The 13,978-nt window shown below is 69.1% G+C and carries 15 protein-coding genes; 10 read left to right on the forward strand and 5 right to left on the reverse strand.

The annotated features are described in order from the left end of the window. Positions 1-12 precede the first annotated feature (12 nt). Positions 13-951, reverse strand: coding sequence for an ornithine cyclodeaminase family protein (locus ACFQRE_RS15510; protein WP_380123972.1), 939 nt, complete (start codon positions 949-951; stop codon positions 13-15). A gap of 293 nt (positions 952-1,244) precedes the next feature. Between ACFQRE_RS15510 and hemW the strand changes: the two genes are divergently transcribed. Beyond that, positions 1,245-2,471: a radical SAM family heme chaperone HemW gene (gene hemW / locus ACFQRE_RS15515; protein ID WP_380123974.1), complete on the forward strand. Its 1,227-nt coding sequence runs from the start codon at positions 1,245-1,247 to the stop codon at positions 2,469-2,471. Between the two features lie 22 nt (positions 2,472-2,493). Beyond that, entirely contained in the window at positions 2,494-3,261 is a 768-nt protein-coding gene (locus ACFQRE_RS15520; protein WP_380123976.1) for an SDR family oxidoreductase, read from the forward strand. Positions 3,262-3,372: 111 nt separating this feature from the next. Here the strand turns inward: ACFQRE_RS15520 and ACFQRE_RS15525 are convergent, their stop codons facing one another. Both ACFQRE_RS15525 and ACFQRE_RS15530 read right to left on the reverse strand, forming a co-directional pair. Beyond that, complete coding sequence (locus ACFQRE_RS15525) at positions 3,373-3,951, reverse strand: DUF4870 domain-containing protein (RefSeq protein WP_380123978.1); 579 nt, start codon at positions 3,949-3,951, stop codon at positions 3,373-3,375. Positions 3,952-4,114: 163 nt separating this feature from the next. Next, positions 4,115-4,987: a DUF3097 domain-containing protein gene (locus ACFQRE_RS15530; protein WP_380123981.1), complete on the reverse strand. Its 873-nt coding sequence runs from the start codon at positions 4,985-4,987 to the stop codon at positions 4,115-4,117. Positions 4,988-5,057: 70 nt separating this feature from the next. Between ACFQRE_RS15530 and hrcA the strand changes: the two genes are divergently transcribed. The 3 genes from hrcA to ACFQRE_RS15545 all read left to right on the forward strand — a co-directional run bounded on the left by hrcA (position 5,058) and on the right by ACFQRE_RS15545 (position 8,042). Continuing rightward, on the forward strand, positions 5,058-6,089 hold the full coding sequence (gene hrcA, locus ACFQRE_RS15535; protein WP_380123983.1) for a heat-inducible transcriptional repressor HrcA: 1,032 nt from the start codon (positions 5,058-5,060) through the stop codon (positions 6,087-6,089). A gap of 73 nt (positions 6,090-6,162) precedes the next feature. After that, a complete protein-coding gene (gene dnaJ, locus ACFQRE_RS15540; protein ID WP_380123985.1) occupies positions 6,163-7,293 on the forward strand; it encodes a molecular chaperone DnaJ in 1,131 nt (376 codons plus the stop codon). A gap of 5 nt (positions 7,294-7,298) precedes the next feature. Continuing rightward, the gene (locus ACFQRE_RS15545) at positions 7,299-8,042 is read left to right on the forward strand and encodes a 16S rRNA (uracil(1498)-N(3))-methyltransferase (RefSeq protein WP_380123987.1); all 744 of its coding nucleotides are present in this window, start codon (positions 7,299-7,301) and stop codon (positions 8,040-8,042) included. A gap of 12 nt (positions 8,043-8,054) precedes the next feature. On the opposite strand, the gene ACFQRE_RS15550 is transcribed toward ACFQRE_RS15545, so the two are convergent. After that, complete coding sequence (locus ACFQRE_RS15550) at positions 8,055-9,152, reverse strand: Gmad2 immunoglobulin-like domain-containing protein (RefSeq protein WP_380123989.1); 1,098 nt, start codon at positions 9,150-9,152, stop codon at positions 8,055-8,057. After that, positions 9,149-9,685, reverse strand: coding sequence for a SigE family RNA polymerase sigma factor (locus ACFQRE_RS15555; RefSeq protein WP_380124299.1), 537 nt, complete (start codon positions 9,683-9,685; stop codon positions 9,149-9,151). Before ACFQRE_RS15555 ends, ACFQRE_RS15550 begins: the two co-directional genes overlap by 4 nt. 50 nt (positions 9,686-9,735) lie before the next feature. On the opposite strand from ACFQRE_RS15555, the gene ACFQRE_RS15560 reads away from it, so the two are divergent. The 5 genes from ACFQRE_RS15560 to era are packed head-to-tail and all read left to right on the forward strand — an operon-like array spanning position 9,736 to position 13,942. Then, entirely contained in the window at positions 9,736-10,083 is a 348-nt protein-coding gene (locus ACFQRE_RS15560) for a histidine triad nucleotide-binding protein (protein WP_380123991.1), read from the forward strand. 25 nt (positions 10,084-10,108) lie between these two features. Next, the gene (locus ACFQRE_RS15565) at positions 10,109-11,179 is read left to right on the forward strand and encodes a PhoH family protein (RefSeq protein ID WP_380123993.1); all 1,071 of its coding nucleotides are present in this window, start codon (positions 10,109-10,111) and stop codon (positions 11,177-11,179) included. Beyond that, positions 11,176-11,643 (forward strand): rRNA maturation RNase YbeY, encoded by a 468-nt coding sequence (gene ybeY, locus ACFQRE_RS15570; RefSeq protein WP_380123997.1) that lies wholly within the window; start codon positions 11,176-11,178, stop codon positions 11,641-11,643. Before ACFQRE_RS15565 ends, ybeY begins: the two co-directional genes overlap by 4 nt. Before the next feature lie 51 nt (positions 11,644-11,694). Beyond that, a complete protein-coding gene (locus tag ACFQRE_RS15575; protein WP_380123999.1) occupies positions 11,695-12,996 on the forward strand; it encodes a hemolysin family protein in 1,302 nt (433 codons plus the stop codon). After that, positions 12,989-13,942: a GTPase Era gene (era, locus tag ACFQRE_RS15580; RefSeq protein ID WP_380124001.1), complete on the forward strand. Its 954-nt coding sequence runs from the start codon at positions 12,989-12,991 to the stop codon at positions 13,940-13,942. Before ACFQRE_RS15575 ends, era begins: the two co-directional genes overlap by 8 nt. Positions 13,943-13,978 lie beyond the last annotated feature (36 nt).

The following is a 13,978-nucleotide window of genomic DNA, read 5'->3' on the forward strand; positions in this document are numbered from 1 at the left end:
ATCGTAGGTGGCTCAGATGTCGAGGAGCTGACCAGTTCCGGTCGCCTCGGCGCGGTCCATGATGGCACTCGCGACGACGAGGTCGGTGATGCCCGTGCCGAGGTTCTGCACGACGAGTCTGCCCTCGGGGCGTGCCGCGTGGAGAAGGTGCCCTGTCCACGTTGTCGGCGTCGGGTAGCCATCGAGCTTGCCGCGCACCGCCCGGACTGCGGCGAACTGTTGCGGATCGTCGGCGGCGAGGACGGCGCTGTCGGCGAGATCCGACCCCACCGAACTGGCGTAGTCGATCGGCAGGAGGAGCGCGTCGTCGCGCGGCCACGTCACGGGAATGGCCATGTCAGTGAGCCCGATCGACAGCCCGCTGATGACGACGGCCTTGTCCCTGACAGCCGCTTCGCGTGACGGAGAAGCCACGATGCGTATGCCGGGCGCCACCTTGGCCGTCTCGCTCACCAAGGCGTCGATCGCCTCCCGGCGGCGCGCCCAGACATGCACCTCGGTGTGCCCCAGGGCCTCGAGGATGCGGAGGTGGGACCGGGCCTGGAGGCCGGCGCCGAGATAGGCGATCGGGCCTTCGTCGCCTCCGAGGGCGCGGACGCAAGCGCCGGTCACGGCAGCCGTTCGGATGGCGGTGAGCTCGTGGGCGGAGAGGAGAGCGCGGGGTGCGCCCGTGGTCCCGTCGTTGATGATCATGACCCCGCTGGCGGTCGGCAAACCGCGCACCGAATTGTCCGGCACAACGCTGATCCACTTGCAGCCCAACAGGTTTCGCTCCGGGTAGGCCGCAGGCATGGCGTTGGCGAACATGCCGGGGGAGGTCCGGACTGTCGGCTTGGGCGGGACGTCGACGCGGCCCTGCGCCAATGCGGAGAGGGCGTCTGCGACGAGGTCAACCACCTCAACCAGGGGCGGGAGGCAGGCGCGGACGTCGTCGTCGGTGAGGATGCGCACGACGCAAACCTAGTGGGCCAATAGGTGAGGGCCTCGGAAAGTATGAGTTTCCGAGGCCCTCGCAGATTCCGAACCGAAGTTCTTCCTCTGACGCTCTCACCGAGGTGAGTGCGTAGGGATATTTCTAGTCGGCGACCCGGGAGGGCGCAACCCCTCGACCCCAACTTCTTCCGTCTTTCTCGCGCCTGACGGCGTGTCACGCTGGACACGCCGCGTGTATCCATCGCAGCTGATCGGCCCGGCGTGAACGGGCGGCGCGGGCCGGAGCGGACAGGGATGGGAGGATCTGCGCCATGCCTCGCCTGCCTGACGGAGACCCCGCCCCGGACTCGGGGGAGCTCCCGGGTACGGCCCTGGAGACCCTCGGGAAGCGCCCGTTCGGGATCTATCTGCACGTCCCGTTCTGTCGGGTGCGCTGCGGCTACTGCGACTTCAACACCTACACCCTCACCGAGCTGGGGCCGGGGGCGAGCACCTCGACGTTCATCGACACCACCCTGGCCGAGCTCGACCTCGCCCAGGCGGTGCTCGGGGCCTCGGCCCCTCGCGTCGACACGATCTTCGTCGGCGGAGGGACCCCGACGATGCTTGCCGCAGCCGATCTCGTGAAGGCCGTGGACGGCATACGCCAGCGTTTTGGTTTGTCCGATGACGTCGAGGTGACCACCGAGGCCAACCCCGATTCCGTCACGCCGGACTCGCTGCGCGAGCTCGCCGACGGCGGCTTCACCCGCATCTCTCTCGGCATGCAGTCGGCCGTCCCACACGTCCTCGCGACCCTTGACCGGACGCACGATCCAGCCGGTGTCGAGAAGGCCGTTCGGGCCGCGCAGGACGCCGGGATGGTGACGAGCGTCGACCTCATCTATGGCACACCGGGGGAGTCCGTCGACGACTGGCGGCGCAGCCTCGACCAAGCGATTTCCCTTGGGTCAGAACATGTTTCGGCCTATGCGCTCGTCGTCGAAGAGGGCACGAAGCTCGCGGCCCAGGTCCGTCGCGGCGAGGTCGCGCGGCCCGATGACGACGACGAGGCGACGAAGTACGAGATCGCCGAGGAGGTCCTGTCGGCAGCCGGTTTCAACTGGTACGAAGTGAGCAACTGGACGCGCACCCCGGCTGGTCGATGCCGCCACAACGACGGCTACTGGACTGGCGGCGACTGGTGGGGCGTCGGTCCCGGAGCCCACAGTCACGTCGGCGGCGTGCGTTGGTGGAACGTCAAGCACCCCCGGGCGTATGCCGCCCGGCTGGCCGAGCGTCTGTCTCCGGGAGCGGGGCGCGAGACGTTGACGGCCGAGCAGGTCCGCGATGAGCAGGTGCTGTTGCAGGTGAGGGTTCGCGACGGCCTCCTGGTGGACGAGCTCGACGAGATCGGACGGCGCGCCGTGGCGGGGTTGGTTGCCGATGGGCTCGTCGACGGGACGGCGGCCATTCGCGACCGCCGCGTCGTGCTCACGCTGCGCGGTCGGCTGCTCGCCGACACGGTGGTCCGGCGGCTCCTGGGCGTCGACGCCTGATCGCGGTTCTAGGGTGGCGCGCATGACTTCCACGAATCTGCGGCGGCTCGAGGGCCGCACCGCCATCGTCACCGGGGCCAGTCGCGGGATCGGCCTCGGGATCGCCCAGCGCCTCGTCGCCGAAGGGGCGCGCGTGTGCATCACGGCCCGCAAGCAGGAGGCGCTCGACGAGGCGGTCGTGTCACTCGGCGGCCCTGAGGTCGCCATGGCGGTCGCTGGGCGTGCCGACGACGCGGTGCACCAGGACGAGGTGCTGGCAAAGGTGGCCGAGACCTTCGGCCCCGTCGACCTGCTCGTGAACAACACCGGCATCAACCCGGCATACGGACGGCTGGTCGACCTCGACCTCGACGCCGCCCGCAAGATCGTCGAGGTCAACTGCATCGCCGCGCTCTCGTGGATCCAGAAGGCAGTCGCCGGCGGACTCGAGGAACGCGGGGGAGCCATTGTCAACGTGTCGTCGGTGGCAGGCGTGCGCCCGGCGCCGGGCATCGGGTTCTACGGCGCGAGCAAGGCGATGCTCACCCACCTCACCGAGGAGCTCGCCGTCGAGCTCGGCCCGACGGTGCGCGTCAACGCCGTCGCTCCTGCAGTCGTCAAGACCCAGTTCGCGACCGCGCTCTACGAAGGGCGCGAGGAGAAGGTGGCGGCGGGATACCCGCTCGGCCGACTCGGTGTGCCCGAGGACATCGCTGCCGTCGTCGCCTTTCTGCTCTCCGACGATGCGGCCTGGATGACCGGCCAGCTGATCGTCGTCGACGGAGGCCTGCTCCTCAAGGGCGGCGTCTGAAAATCGACTGAACTCGCCTGTCTCACAGTCGAGATAGACCGACGCGCCGTGCGAGCGATGGCTGGCACGGCGCGTCGGTCTGTCTCGAATCGAGTCAGGACGTGGAGTACCTCACTTGACGAAGGCGTAGGTCAGGGGCGGGTCCCACAGCTCGCCCTTGTTGGCCCTCACCGCGCCGATGATATGCACCACGAAGGCCCACACGTTGACGGCGATGAGCAGTGGAACGCCGATGATGGCGCCGATGAGCGTCGCGATGAGTAGCCAAGAGACCAAGCTCCCGATACCCGCCATGATTTGCACGTTGAGCGAGTTTGCCGAGTGCCGCTTGACGAAGTCGCCCCGCTCCTTGAAGAGGAGATACACGACCAGAGAACCGACGAAGCCCGCGACACCGGCGCTGAAGATCATGCCGGCCAGGCCGATGAGGTGGCTGAGCATGCCCCACTGGCGCTGCTGGGCCGGGTCGAGGACCTGCTGCGGGGTGTGGGCCACGGGTTGGCCCGGGTAGGCCTGACCGGGGGTTGGCTGCTGGTGGGCCGACTGCTGCGGCTGCTGGAACGTCGTCTCGTAGGGCTGCTGCGGGGGAGGGGGCGGCGGCTGCTCACCGTGGGACGGCTGCGGGGGAGCGGGCGGCGACTGCTGGGGGTCCTGCCCCTGCGGAACCTCGGGTTGCGGGGTGGTGGTCATGGTGTCCTCCTTCAGGGGACGGGGTGCTGTCATCCAGTCAAACCCATCCGGAGGCCGAATGATCCCCACTTCGGGGTGAGATCAGGGTGTGGTCAGGGGCGACCCTGCCGCGCAGGGTGAGCGCCCGGCACACCCCGACAGGCCCGAAGGGTGCTGCCGTCCCTCAGTGCACGGTGACGAAGTCGATGAGCTCCTCGACGCGGCCCAGGAGCGAGGGCTCGAGGTCGGCGTAGGAACGCACCGTGCCCAGGATCTGCTTCCAGGCGCGGGCGATGTCGGCCTGGTCGCTGTGGGGCCACCCGAGGTGCGCGCAGATGCCGTGCTTCCACGACGTGCCGCGGGGGATGACGGGCCACTGCTCCATGCCGAGGCGCTCCGGTCGCACGGACTGCCAGACGTCGACATAGGGGTGACCGACGATGAGGACGTGCGGCGCCCAGGGCTTGAGGCGGGACGCGGCGTCCACAACGCGCGTCTCCTTGGTGCCGGGCACGAGGTGGTCGACGAGGACTCCCATCCGTTTGCCGGGCCCAGGGGAGAAGTCACGGATCGCGGCCTCGAGGTCGTCGACTCCGCCGAGGGGCTCGACGACGACGCCCTCGACCCGCAGGTCATGGCCCCAGACCTTCTCGACGAGCTCGGCGTCATGGGTGCCCTCGACGAAGATCCGCGAGGCGCTCGCGACCCTGGCCGGGGCGTTGGTCACCGTGCGCGATCCGCTCGCCGTGCGGGAGGCGGTGGCGCGGGCTGCCGTGAGCCTCGCGTCAGCTGCAGCGGTCGGCCTGGTGAGCGTTACCGGGCGGCCGTCGACGTGGAAGCCAGGTCCGAGGGGGAAGGCCTTGGTCTTGCCGCGCCGGTCCTCGAGGTGGACGACGTGTATGCCGCCGGCCTTCTCGACGCGGACGACGGCCCCGACCCAGCCGGTCTCGACGTCCTCGACGACGACGCCGATCTCGGCGGCAAGAGGCGTGGAGCGGCCCCCGCGAGGTGCCTTCCAGTCGCCGGAGAGCACGTCCCGGCCGTAGCGATCAGTCACCTGCGCGAGGGTAGACGTAGAATTGGCACTCACCAAGCATGAGTGCCAGTGAGGACGGGAGGTGTCGGGGATGAGTGACGAACGTCGGCTCGCGGTGCTGCGCGCCATCGTGCAGGACTACGTCGAGACGTCCGAGCCCGTGGGTTCCAAAGCCCTGCTCGAGCGCCACCGCCTCGGGGTCTCGGCGGCGACGGTGCGCAACGACATGGCCGCCCTCGAGGAGGACGGTCTGATCGCCGCGCCGCACACCAGCGCCGGTCGCATCCCGACCGATGCGGGCTACCGCTTCTTCGTGGACCGGATCAGCGGGGTCAAACCGTTGAGCGGCGCCGAGAAGCGCGCCATCAGCACGTTGCTGGACGGCGCGATCGACCTCGACGACGTGGTCGATCGCACGGTTCGGCTCCTGGCCTCGCTGACCCGCCAGGTCGCGGTGGTCCAGTACCCCTCACTCACGCGCTCGTCCGTGCGACACATCGAGCTCGTCCCCATCGGCGGTTCGCGCCTCCTGGTCGTCCTCATCACGACGACCGGTCGAGTCGAGCAGCGTGTCCTCGAAACGGGCCTGGACCTCGCCGACCCCGCAGCCGAGCGGATGCTCGCGTCGCTGCGTTCCGACGTCAACGGAGCAACGGTCGGCAAGACCCTCGCCGACGCCGCCGGCGGGCTCGGGGAGCTGCCGATGCAGGTCGACCCGGGTGCGCGCGGGCTTCTCGCTGCCATCGCGGCCGAGCTGACCGAGGTCCTCGTCGAGCAGCGTGAGGAGCGCGTCGTCATGGCCGGCGCGTCGCACCTCGTGCGCGCCGGTGAAGACTTCCCCACCTCGATCGGGCCGGTCCTCGAAGCCCTCGAAGAGCACGTCGTCCTCCTCAAGCTCCTCGGCACCGTCACCGAGCAGGGCGATGCCGTCGCCGTGCGCATCGGTGCCGAGAACCCGTATGCCGGGCTGCAGTCCACGTCGCTCGTCACCTCCGGCTACGGCGCGGGATCCGACCTCGTGGCCGGACTCGGTGTCGTGGGCCCGACCCGCATGGACTACCCCACGACGATGGCTGCCGTTCGCGCGGTCGCCACCTACGTCAGCCGGATCCTGGCCGAATGACCCAGCATGACGGCTCAACGTCGAGCCATCCACACGTGACCCCAACAGACCCCAGCGAAGGACGTCCACCACAGTGAACGACTACTACGCCGACCTTGGCGTGGCCCGCGATGCAACCGCCGACGACATCAAGAAGGCCTACCGCCGCGCGGCCCGCAAGCTCCACCCCGACGTGAACTCGGGGCCCGAGGCCGAGGAACAGTTCAAGAAGGTCTCGCAGGCCTACGACGTGCTCTCCGACGTCGAGAAGCGACGCGGTTACGACATGGGCTCCGACCCGTATGCCGGTGGAGCCGCCGGATTCGGCCAGGGCTTCGCGTTCAGCGACATCATGGACGCGTTCTTCGGTCAGGGCGCCGGTCAGGCGCAGGGCCGCGGACCGCGTTCGCGCCAGTCGCGCGGCCAGGATGCGCTCGTGCGCCTCGACCTCGACCTCGTCGACGCCGTCTTCGGTGCCGAGAAGGAACTCGTCGTCGACACCGCCGTCGGTTGCTCCACCTGCCACGGTGCCGGCACCCAGCCCGGCACCGGCACCCGCACCTGTGACGCCTGCCAGGGCTCCGGTTCGATCCAGCAGGTGCAGCGCAGCTTCCTCGGTCAGGTCATGACCTCGCGTCCGTGCGTCAACTGCCAGGCGACAGGTCAGGTCATCGAAGCTCCTTGCTACGAGTGCTCCGGCGACGGTCGGGTGCGCACCCGTCGCACGATGACCATCCGCGTCCCTGCAGGTGTCGACACGGGCACTCGCATCCAGTTGGCGGGCGAGGGCGAGGTGGGCCCCGGAGACGGTCCGCCCGGCGACCTCTACGTCGAGGTGGCGGTGCGTCGCGACACGCGCTTCCAGCGCCAGGGCGATGACCTGCACGCGACGCTCGAGCTCCCGATGACCGCTGCTGCGCTCGGGGCCAGCGTGCCCTTCGAGACCTTTGACGGCGTGAGCGACCTCGACGTGCGCACCGGCATCCAGTCCGGTGAGCAGATCCGCCTGCGGGGGCTCGGGGTGACGCACCTGCGCGGCTCCGGACGCGGCGACATCATCATCCACGCGATGGTGCAGACCCCCACGAAGCTCAGTCACGAGCAGGAGGATCTGCTCCGACAGCTCGCCAGGCTGCGTGAGGAGGAGCAGCCGACGGGTCGCATCACCAACCCCTCGGAGGGTTCGCTCTTCGGCAAGCTCCGCGACGCCTTCAAGGCCCGCTGAGCACCATGACGCTCGCGCTCTATCTCGTGGCTCCGGGGGCGCTCGATACCACCAGTCCGGGTGACGTCGTGGTCCTCGACGGACCTGAGGGGCGCCACGCCGCGACGGTGAAGCGCACCAAGGTGGGCGAGCGGCTCCGACTCTCCGACGGCGTGGGTCGAGTCGTCACGGGTGCGGTCGCGTCGGTCGAGCGGGACCGGCTCACCCTGCGGGCCGAGTCGATCGAGGACGTGAGGGAACCCCGCCCACGGTTCGTTCTCGTCCAGGCTCTCGCCAAGGGGGACCGTGACGACCAGGCCATCGAGGCCGCGACCGAGCTCGGAGTGGACGAGGTCGTCCCGTGGCAGGCCCGTCGCAGCATCGTCCAGTGGCGAGGCGATCGCGGTGCCAAGGCGTGGGCCAAGTGGGACGCCGTGCTCGTGGCTGCGACCAAGCAGTCGCGTCGGCCACGTCGTCCGGTCCTTGCGCCCGCGACGACCACGTCGGCGCTTGCGGATCGCATCGCGACCGGAGCCACGGCATACGTCCTGCATGAAGACGCCGACGAACCGCTCGCCGCCCTCACCCTGCCGAGCGAGGGCGACGTCCTCGTCATCGTCGGACCCGAAGGTGGCATCGCACCGGAAGAACTCGGCACCCTCAAGGACGCCGGGGCATCGATCGTCCGGCTCGGGGACACGGTGCTCCGCTCGTCGAGTGCCGGACCCGCGGCGCTCGCCGTCCTCAGCGCTGCAGCCCGCTGGCGCTGACTGGCGTGCTGACTACTTCACCGTGAAGGTCACCTGACGGTCGGCAATGACCCTGGCTCCGTCCTCCGCCGAGGTGGTGAACGCCCGGAACGTGTAGGTCCCCGGAGCCAGACGTCCGAGGTCGATGGTGAAGGTTCCGCGGCTGGGTGCTCCGATCGAGGCCGTGGCGAAGCCGTCCTGCACCGTCGAGGCGCCCGACTGCAGCTCCCACTCGACGTTCGCCTCCCACGCGACGGCCTGCCCACGCACGACCAGTGGATCCGAGGCGCGCACGGACGCACCGGGCGAGGGGCTGTCGATCCAGATGTCGCACAGGTCGTCCTGCGGCGTCGATGACCGCGTGAAGCTCGAACCGGTCCCGACATGGCCGAGGAGCTGGCCGCCGGCGACGGTGGTGATCCGCACGGGCACATCTCCACGCCCGACCGCTCCCTGGGCCGTCCAGACGAGTGCCGACACTCCCAACTGGGCCGAGTCCGCCGAGGAGGCGCTCGCACCGGGACTCGACAGGCTCAGCGAGATACGGCTTTTCGTCACGGTGACGTCACGCACCGTGACACCGCGCCAGAGTTCCGTGCGCTTGAGCGCCTCGGCGACCGCGGCCGTGACCTTCTGCGACTCGGTGGTCCGGCCGAGCGAAGGCGACCAGAACTCGCGGACCAGGCCGGGGCGGTTCGTCGCCCCACCATTGGTGCCGACCCGATAGATGGCGAGCGCACCCGTGGAGCTGGTCTGGGGCTGCGTCGTGGTCGAGGACGAAGGCGAGCGTGTCGTCGAGGCGCTGGCAGTGGCGCTGGGGGACGGACTCGTCGTCGGCGAGGGTGTCGGACTCGTCGGACTCGTTGGGCTGGGCGTCAGCGACGGCGGCGCGACTGGGAGGGTGCCCTCCGTCTCCGGGCGAGCGGCCCAGACCGTGCCCGCAATGACTGCCGCGGCTGCGGCGACACCGACGCCGGCGAGCCACCGGCCCCGAAACCCGGAGACCTCGGGCTCATGCGCCGCCGCGAGGATCGCGTCGAGCCGGTCGGCTGGACGGATCTCGCGCGCTCGGGCCGCGAGGGCATCACGAAGTTCGCGCTCCGTGTCTGACGGATCCACCTGGGTCGTCATCGCTCCTCCATCTGGGTGCGCAGGGCGGCGAGGCCGCGGTGGGCGTGTGCCTTGACCGATCCGGGCGCGATGCCCAACGCTTCGGCGATCTGGGCCTCGCTGAGGTCGAGGTAGTAGCGCAGGACGAGGACCTCTCGTTGTCGTGCAGGAAGGCGCTGGAGGCGCGCGAAGAGGTCGGCGGCACCGGTCGCGGACATCGCCGAGTCCTCGGCGCTCGCGACGTGGAGCCGGCCCCTGGCGCGGTTCGAGTCGAGGTAGCGCTGCTCGACCTTGTGGTGCCGGAGGGCTGAGCGCGCACCGTTGACCACGCTCTGACGCAGGTATGCCGCCGCCCGCCCTTCCCGGACGTCGTGCCACTTGCGATGGAGCGCGACGAAGGCGTCCTGGGCGATCTCTTCGGCGAGGAGATCGTCGTGCACGAAGAGCCACGCGAGGCGGACCATGGGACGCCAGTGCACGGCATACAGGCTCGACACGCCGTCATCGGCTGCCGCGCGCGCTGCCGCGTCACGTCGTGGGCCCACGAGTGTCATTGTCACGCTGGTGAGACGCGCAGATGGCCCGATCGGTTTACTGTCGGAACATGTCTTCCGCGAACTGCCTGTTCTGCACGTTCGTCTCTCGCGACATCGAGCCGGACGTCGTGGGCGAGACCGAGCACAGCCTCGCCTTCCGTGACGTCAACGCTCAGGCGCCGACGCACGTCCTCGTCGTGCCCAAGCGGCACGTGGCCAATGCCGGCGAACTGGCCGAGGCCTCGGCGGAGGAACTGCAGGACCTGGTCCTCTTGGCTCGGTCCGTCGCGGAGGACGAAGGGTTGGTTGGCGACTACCGACTCGTCTTCAACACGGGCGCCGGTGCCGGGCAGAGCGTGTTCCACGCGCACCTGCACCTTCTCGGTGGCCGGGCAATGAAATGGCCCCCGGGCTGAACCGAACCGTAGACTCAGGGGTGACATGACAGACGCACTTCACCCGTCCACGCCCACCGAGACGTCGGCGCACCTCCCCGTCCACACGGTCACGATCCCCCCTGACGTGCCGATGGTCTCCCTCCTCGGCCCGAGGGACGAGGTGCTCCGCACGATCGAGCGCCAGTTCCCGATGACCTCGATCCACGTGCGCGGCAACGAGTTCCACATCTCGGGCACCAGCCCTGAGGTGGCCCTCGTCGAGCGCGTCATCGACGAGCTGTTGGCGGTGATCGACGGCGGGCAGGCGCTCAACCGTGACTCCGTCGAGCGCTCCATCGCGATGATGCGCGCCCAGACGACCGAGCGCCCGGCCGACGTCCTCACGATGAACATCGTGTCGTCGCGGGGCCGCACGATCCGCCCCAAGACCCTGGGGCAGAAGCGCTACGTCGAGGCGATCGACGAGCACACCGTCACCTTCGGCATCGGCCCCGCGGGCACCGGCAAGACCTATCTGGCGATGGCCAAGGCCGTGGCCGCGCTCCAGGCCAAGCTGGTCAACCGGATCATCCTCACCCGTCCGGCGGTCGAGGCGGGGGAGCGGCTGGGCTTCCTCCCGGGGACGCTCAACGACAAGATCGACCCCTACCTGCGCCCGCTCTACGACGCCCTCCACGACATGGTCGACCCGGAGTCGATCCCGCGCCTCATGGCGGCCGGGACCATCGAGGTGGCGCCCCTGGCCTTCATGCGCGGGAGGTCGATCAATGACTCGTTCGTCATCCTCGACGAGGCGCAGAACACCACGCCCGAGCAGATGAAGATGTTCCTCACCCGTCTGGGCTTCGGTTCCAAGATGGTCGTGACGGGCGACGTGACCCAGGTCGACCTGCCCAATGGCACGACGAGTGGGCTGCGCATCGTGCGCGACATCCTCACCGACCTCGACGACATCCACTTCGCCGAGCTCACGGCCCAGGACGTCGTGCGTCACCGACTCGTCGGCGAGATCGTCGACGCCTACGGCCGGTGGGATGCCGACCAGGACGGGCGATCCACGCCTTCGCGCACCCGTCGAACCACGCGCGCCGCGGACCGGGACGGCGGCGCATGAGCATCGACGTCCTCAACGAGACTGATTTCGCGCTCGACGAGCTCGAGCTCGTCGCCTGCGCCCGCTATGTCATGGGCGAGATGAAGGTTCATCCCCAGGCCGACCTCTGCCTGCGCCTCGTCGACGAGCCAGCCATGGAGACCCTTCACGTGCAGTGGATGGACCTTCCCGGCCCGACCGACGTCATGAGCTTCCCCATGGACGAGCTGCGCCCCGGCAGCGACGACGACGATCCGGAGGAGGGTGTCCTCGGCGACATCGTCCTCTGCCCGAGCGTGGCGCAGAAGCAGGCCGCGGACGCGGGCCACGCCACCGAGGAGGAGCTGCTGCTCCTCACGACGCACGGCATTCTCCACCTGCTCGGCTACGACCACGCCGAGCCCGAGGAAGAGCGGGAGATGTTCGAGCTGCAGCGCCAGCTCCTCCTCACCTTCCTCGCGACGAGGGGTCGGAACGGTGCCTGACCCAGCCAGTCCCGACACCCGCGCGGTGTCGGGAACCCGGACGGTGGCCGCATGACCAGGCTCATCGTCATCAGCATCTTCGGGCTCGTCCTGGCCTTCGCCCTGTCGGCGGCCGAAGCCGCCCTCTCGCGCGTGTCGCGAGTGCGCGCCCAGGAGCTCCACGACGACGGCCGAGCCGGCTCCAGGGCGCTGGCCACCGTCGTGGCCGACAGCGCGGCATACCTGTCCGTTCTGTCGTTCGTGCGAGTCATCGCCGAGATGACCACGGCGGTCCTCGTGACCGTTGCCGTTCACCGGGTCGTCGACGGCGCCTGGAAGCCCCTGCTCACCGCCATCGCGATCATGGCCGTGGTTTCGTTCGCGCTCGTCGGTGTCTCGCCCCGCACTCTCGGCGGTCAGCACGCCACGAAGGTCTCGCTGCTCGCGGCACCTGTCGCCATCTGGCTGCGCCGCGTCCTCGGCCCGCTCTCGCACCTGCTCGTGCTCTTTGCGAACGCAGTCACTCCGGGGCGCGGTTATCGCGACGGCCCGTTCGACAGTGAGTCCGAGCTGCGTGACCTCGTTGACATGGCAGGGGAGTCCTCACTCATCGAGGCCGGTGAGCGCCAGATGATTCACTCCGTCTTCGAACTCGGCGACACCCTGGCCCGTGAGGTCATGGTCCCACGCACCGACATGGTGACGATCGACTCTGACCGCGAAGCCCGCAAGGCGATGAATCTCTTTCTCCGCAGCGGATATTCACGCATCCCGGTGACGGGCGAGGACTCCGACGACGTGCTCGGCCTGCTCTACTTCAAGGACGTCGTGCGTCGCATCACCGCAGACCCCGCCAGTGCCGTGACACCCGTCATCGACCTCATGCGGCCGATGCCGTTCATCCCCGAGTCCAAGCCGGTCGACGCCCTGCTGCGCGAGATGCAGCGCGACCAGACCCACTTCGCGCTCGTCATCGACGAGTGGGGTGGCACGGCCGGCCTCGTGACGATCGAGGACATCATCGAGGAGATCGTGGGCGAGATCGCCGACGAGTACGACCGCGAGACCCCAGACCTCGAACAGCTCGAGGACGGCCGGTGGCGCGTCGACGCCACGATGGACATCGACGACCTAGCCGACGAGCTCGGGGTGACGATCGAGGAGGACGAGGTCGACACCGTCGGCGGACTCATCGGCAAGACCCTCGGTCGGGTTCCGATCCTCGGCTCCACCTGTGAGGTGGCTGGTCTGCGACTGACCGCCGAACGCATGGCCGGACGCCGGCACCGCATTGCCACCGTCATCGTCGAACGCGTCGCAGCAAGGGACCGCGAGATGATGCACACAGCCGACACCGGGAGTTCCCATGAGTGAAGACGCCACCGACGAGTTCGGCCACACCTCCAAACCCGGCTATGTCGCGGGCTTTGCCTGCCTCATCGGGCGCCCCAACGCGGGGAAGTCGACGCTGACCAACGCCCTCGTCGGCGAGAAGGTCGCCATCACGTCGAGCAAGCCGCAGACGACGCGGCACACGATTCGCGGCATCGTCACCTCCCCGATGAGCCAGATCGTGCTGGTCGACACCCCCGGTCTGCACAAGCCGCGGACCCTGTTGGGGGAGCGCCTCAACGACCTCGTCCGCGAGACCCTGCTCAACGTCGACGTCGTGGGCTTCTGCCTCCCGGCCGACCAGCGCATCGGCCCGGGCGACCAGTGGATCGCCCGTGAGCTCGCCGAGCTGCGGCAGGCCAAGCGCACGCCGATCATCGCGCTGGCCACGAAGTCCGACAAGGTCGACCGGCAGCGCCTTGCCGAGCACCTCATCTCCATCGACCAGCTCGGCGAGTGGGCCGAGATCGTGCCGTGCTCGGCGACCAAGGGAGACCAGGTCGACACCGTCGCCTCGGTGATCGCGAAGTACCTCCCGTCCTCGCCCGGCCCGCTCTATCCCGACGACGTCCTCACCGACGAGCCACACGCCATCATGATCGCCGAGCTCGTCCGCGAAGCCGCCCTCGAAGGGGTGCGCGACGAGCTCCCGCACTCGCTGGCGGTCGTCGTCGAGGAGATGCTTCCTCGCGAGGATCGACCCGAGGGCAAGCCGATGATGGACGTTCGCGTCAACGTCTTCGTCGAGCGCTCCTCGCAGAAGGCCATCATCATCGGGCGCGGTGGGTCACGACTGCGCGAGGTCGGGACCAACGCTCGCGAGGGCATCGAGAAGTTGCTCGGTCAGCGCGTCCACCTCGACCTGCACGTCAAGGTCGCCAAGGACTGGCAGCGCGACCCAAAACAGTTGCAGCGCTTGGGTTTCTGACCCCACGAAGGTGCGCACCCGGCATACGCCGGTTGC

The sequence above is a fragment of the Knoellia pratensis genome, assembly GCF_042666395.1.
Classification (GTDB): domain Bacteria; phylum Actinomycetota; class Actinomycetes; order Actinomycetales; family Dermatophilaceae; genus Knoellia; species Knoellia pratensis.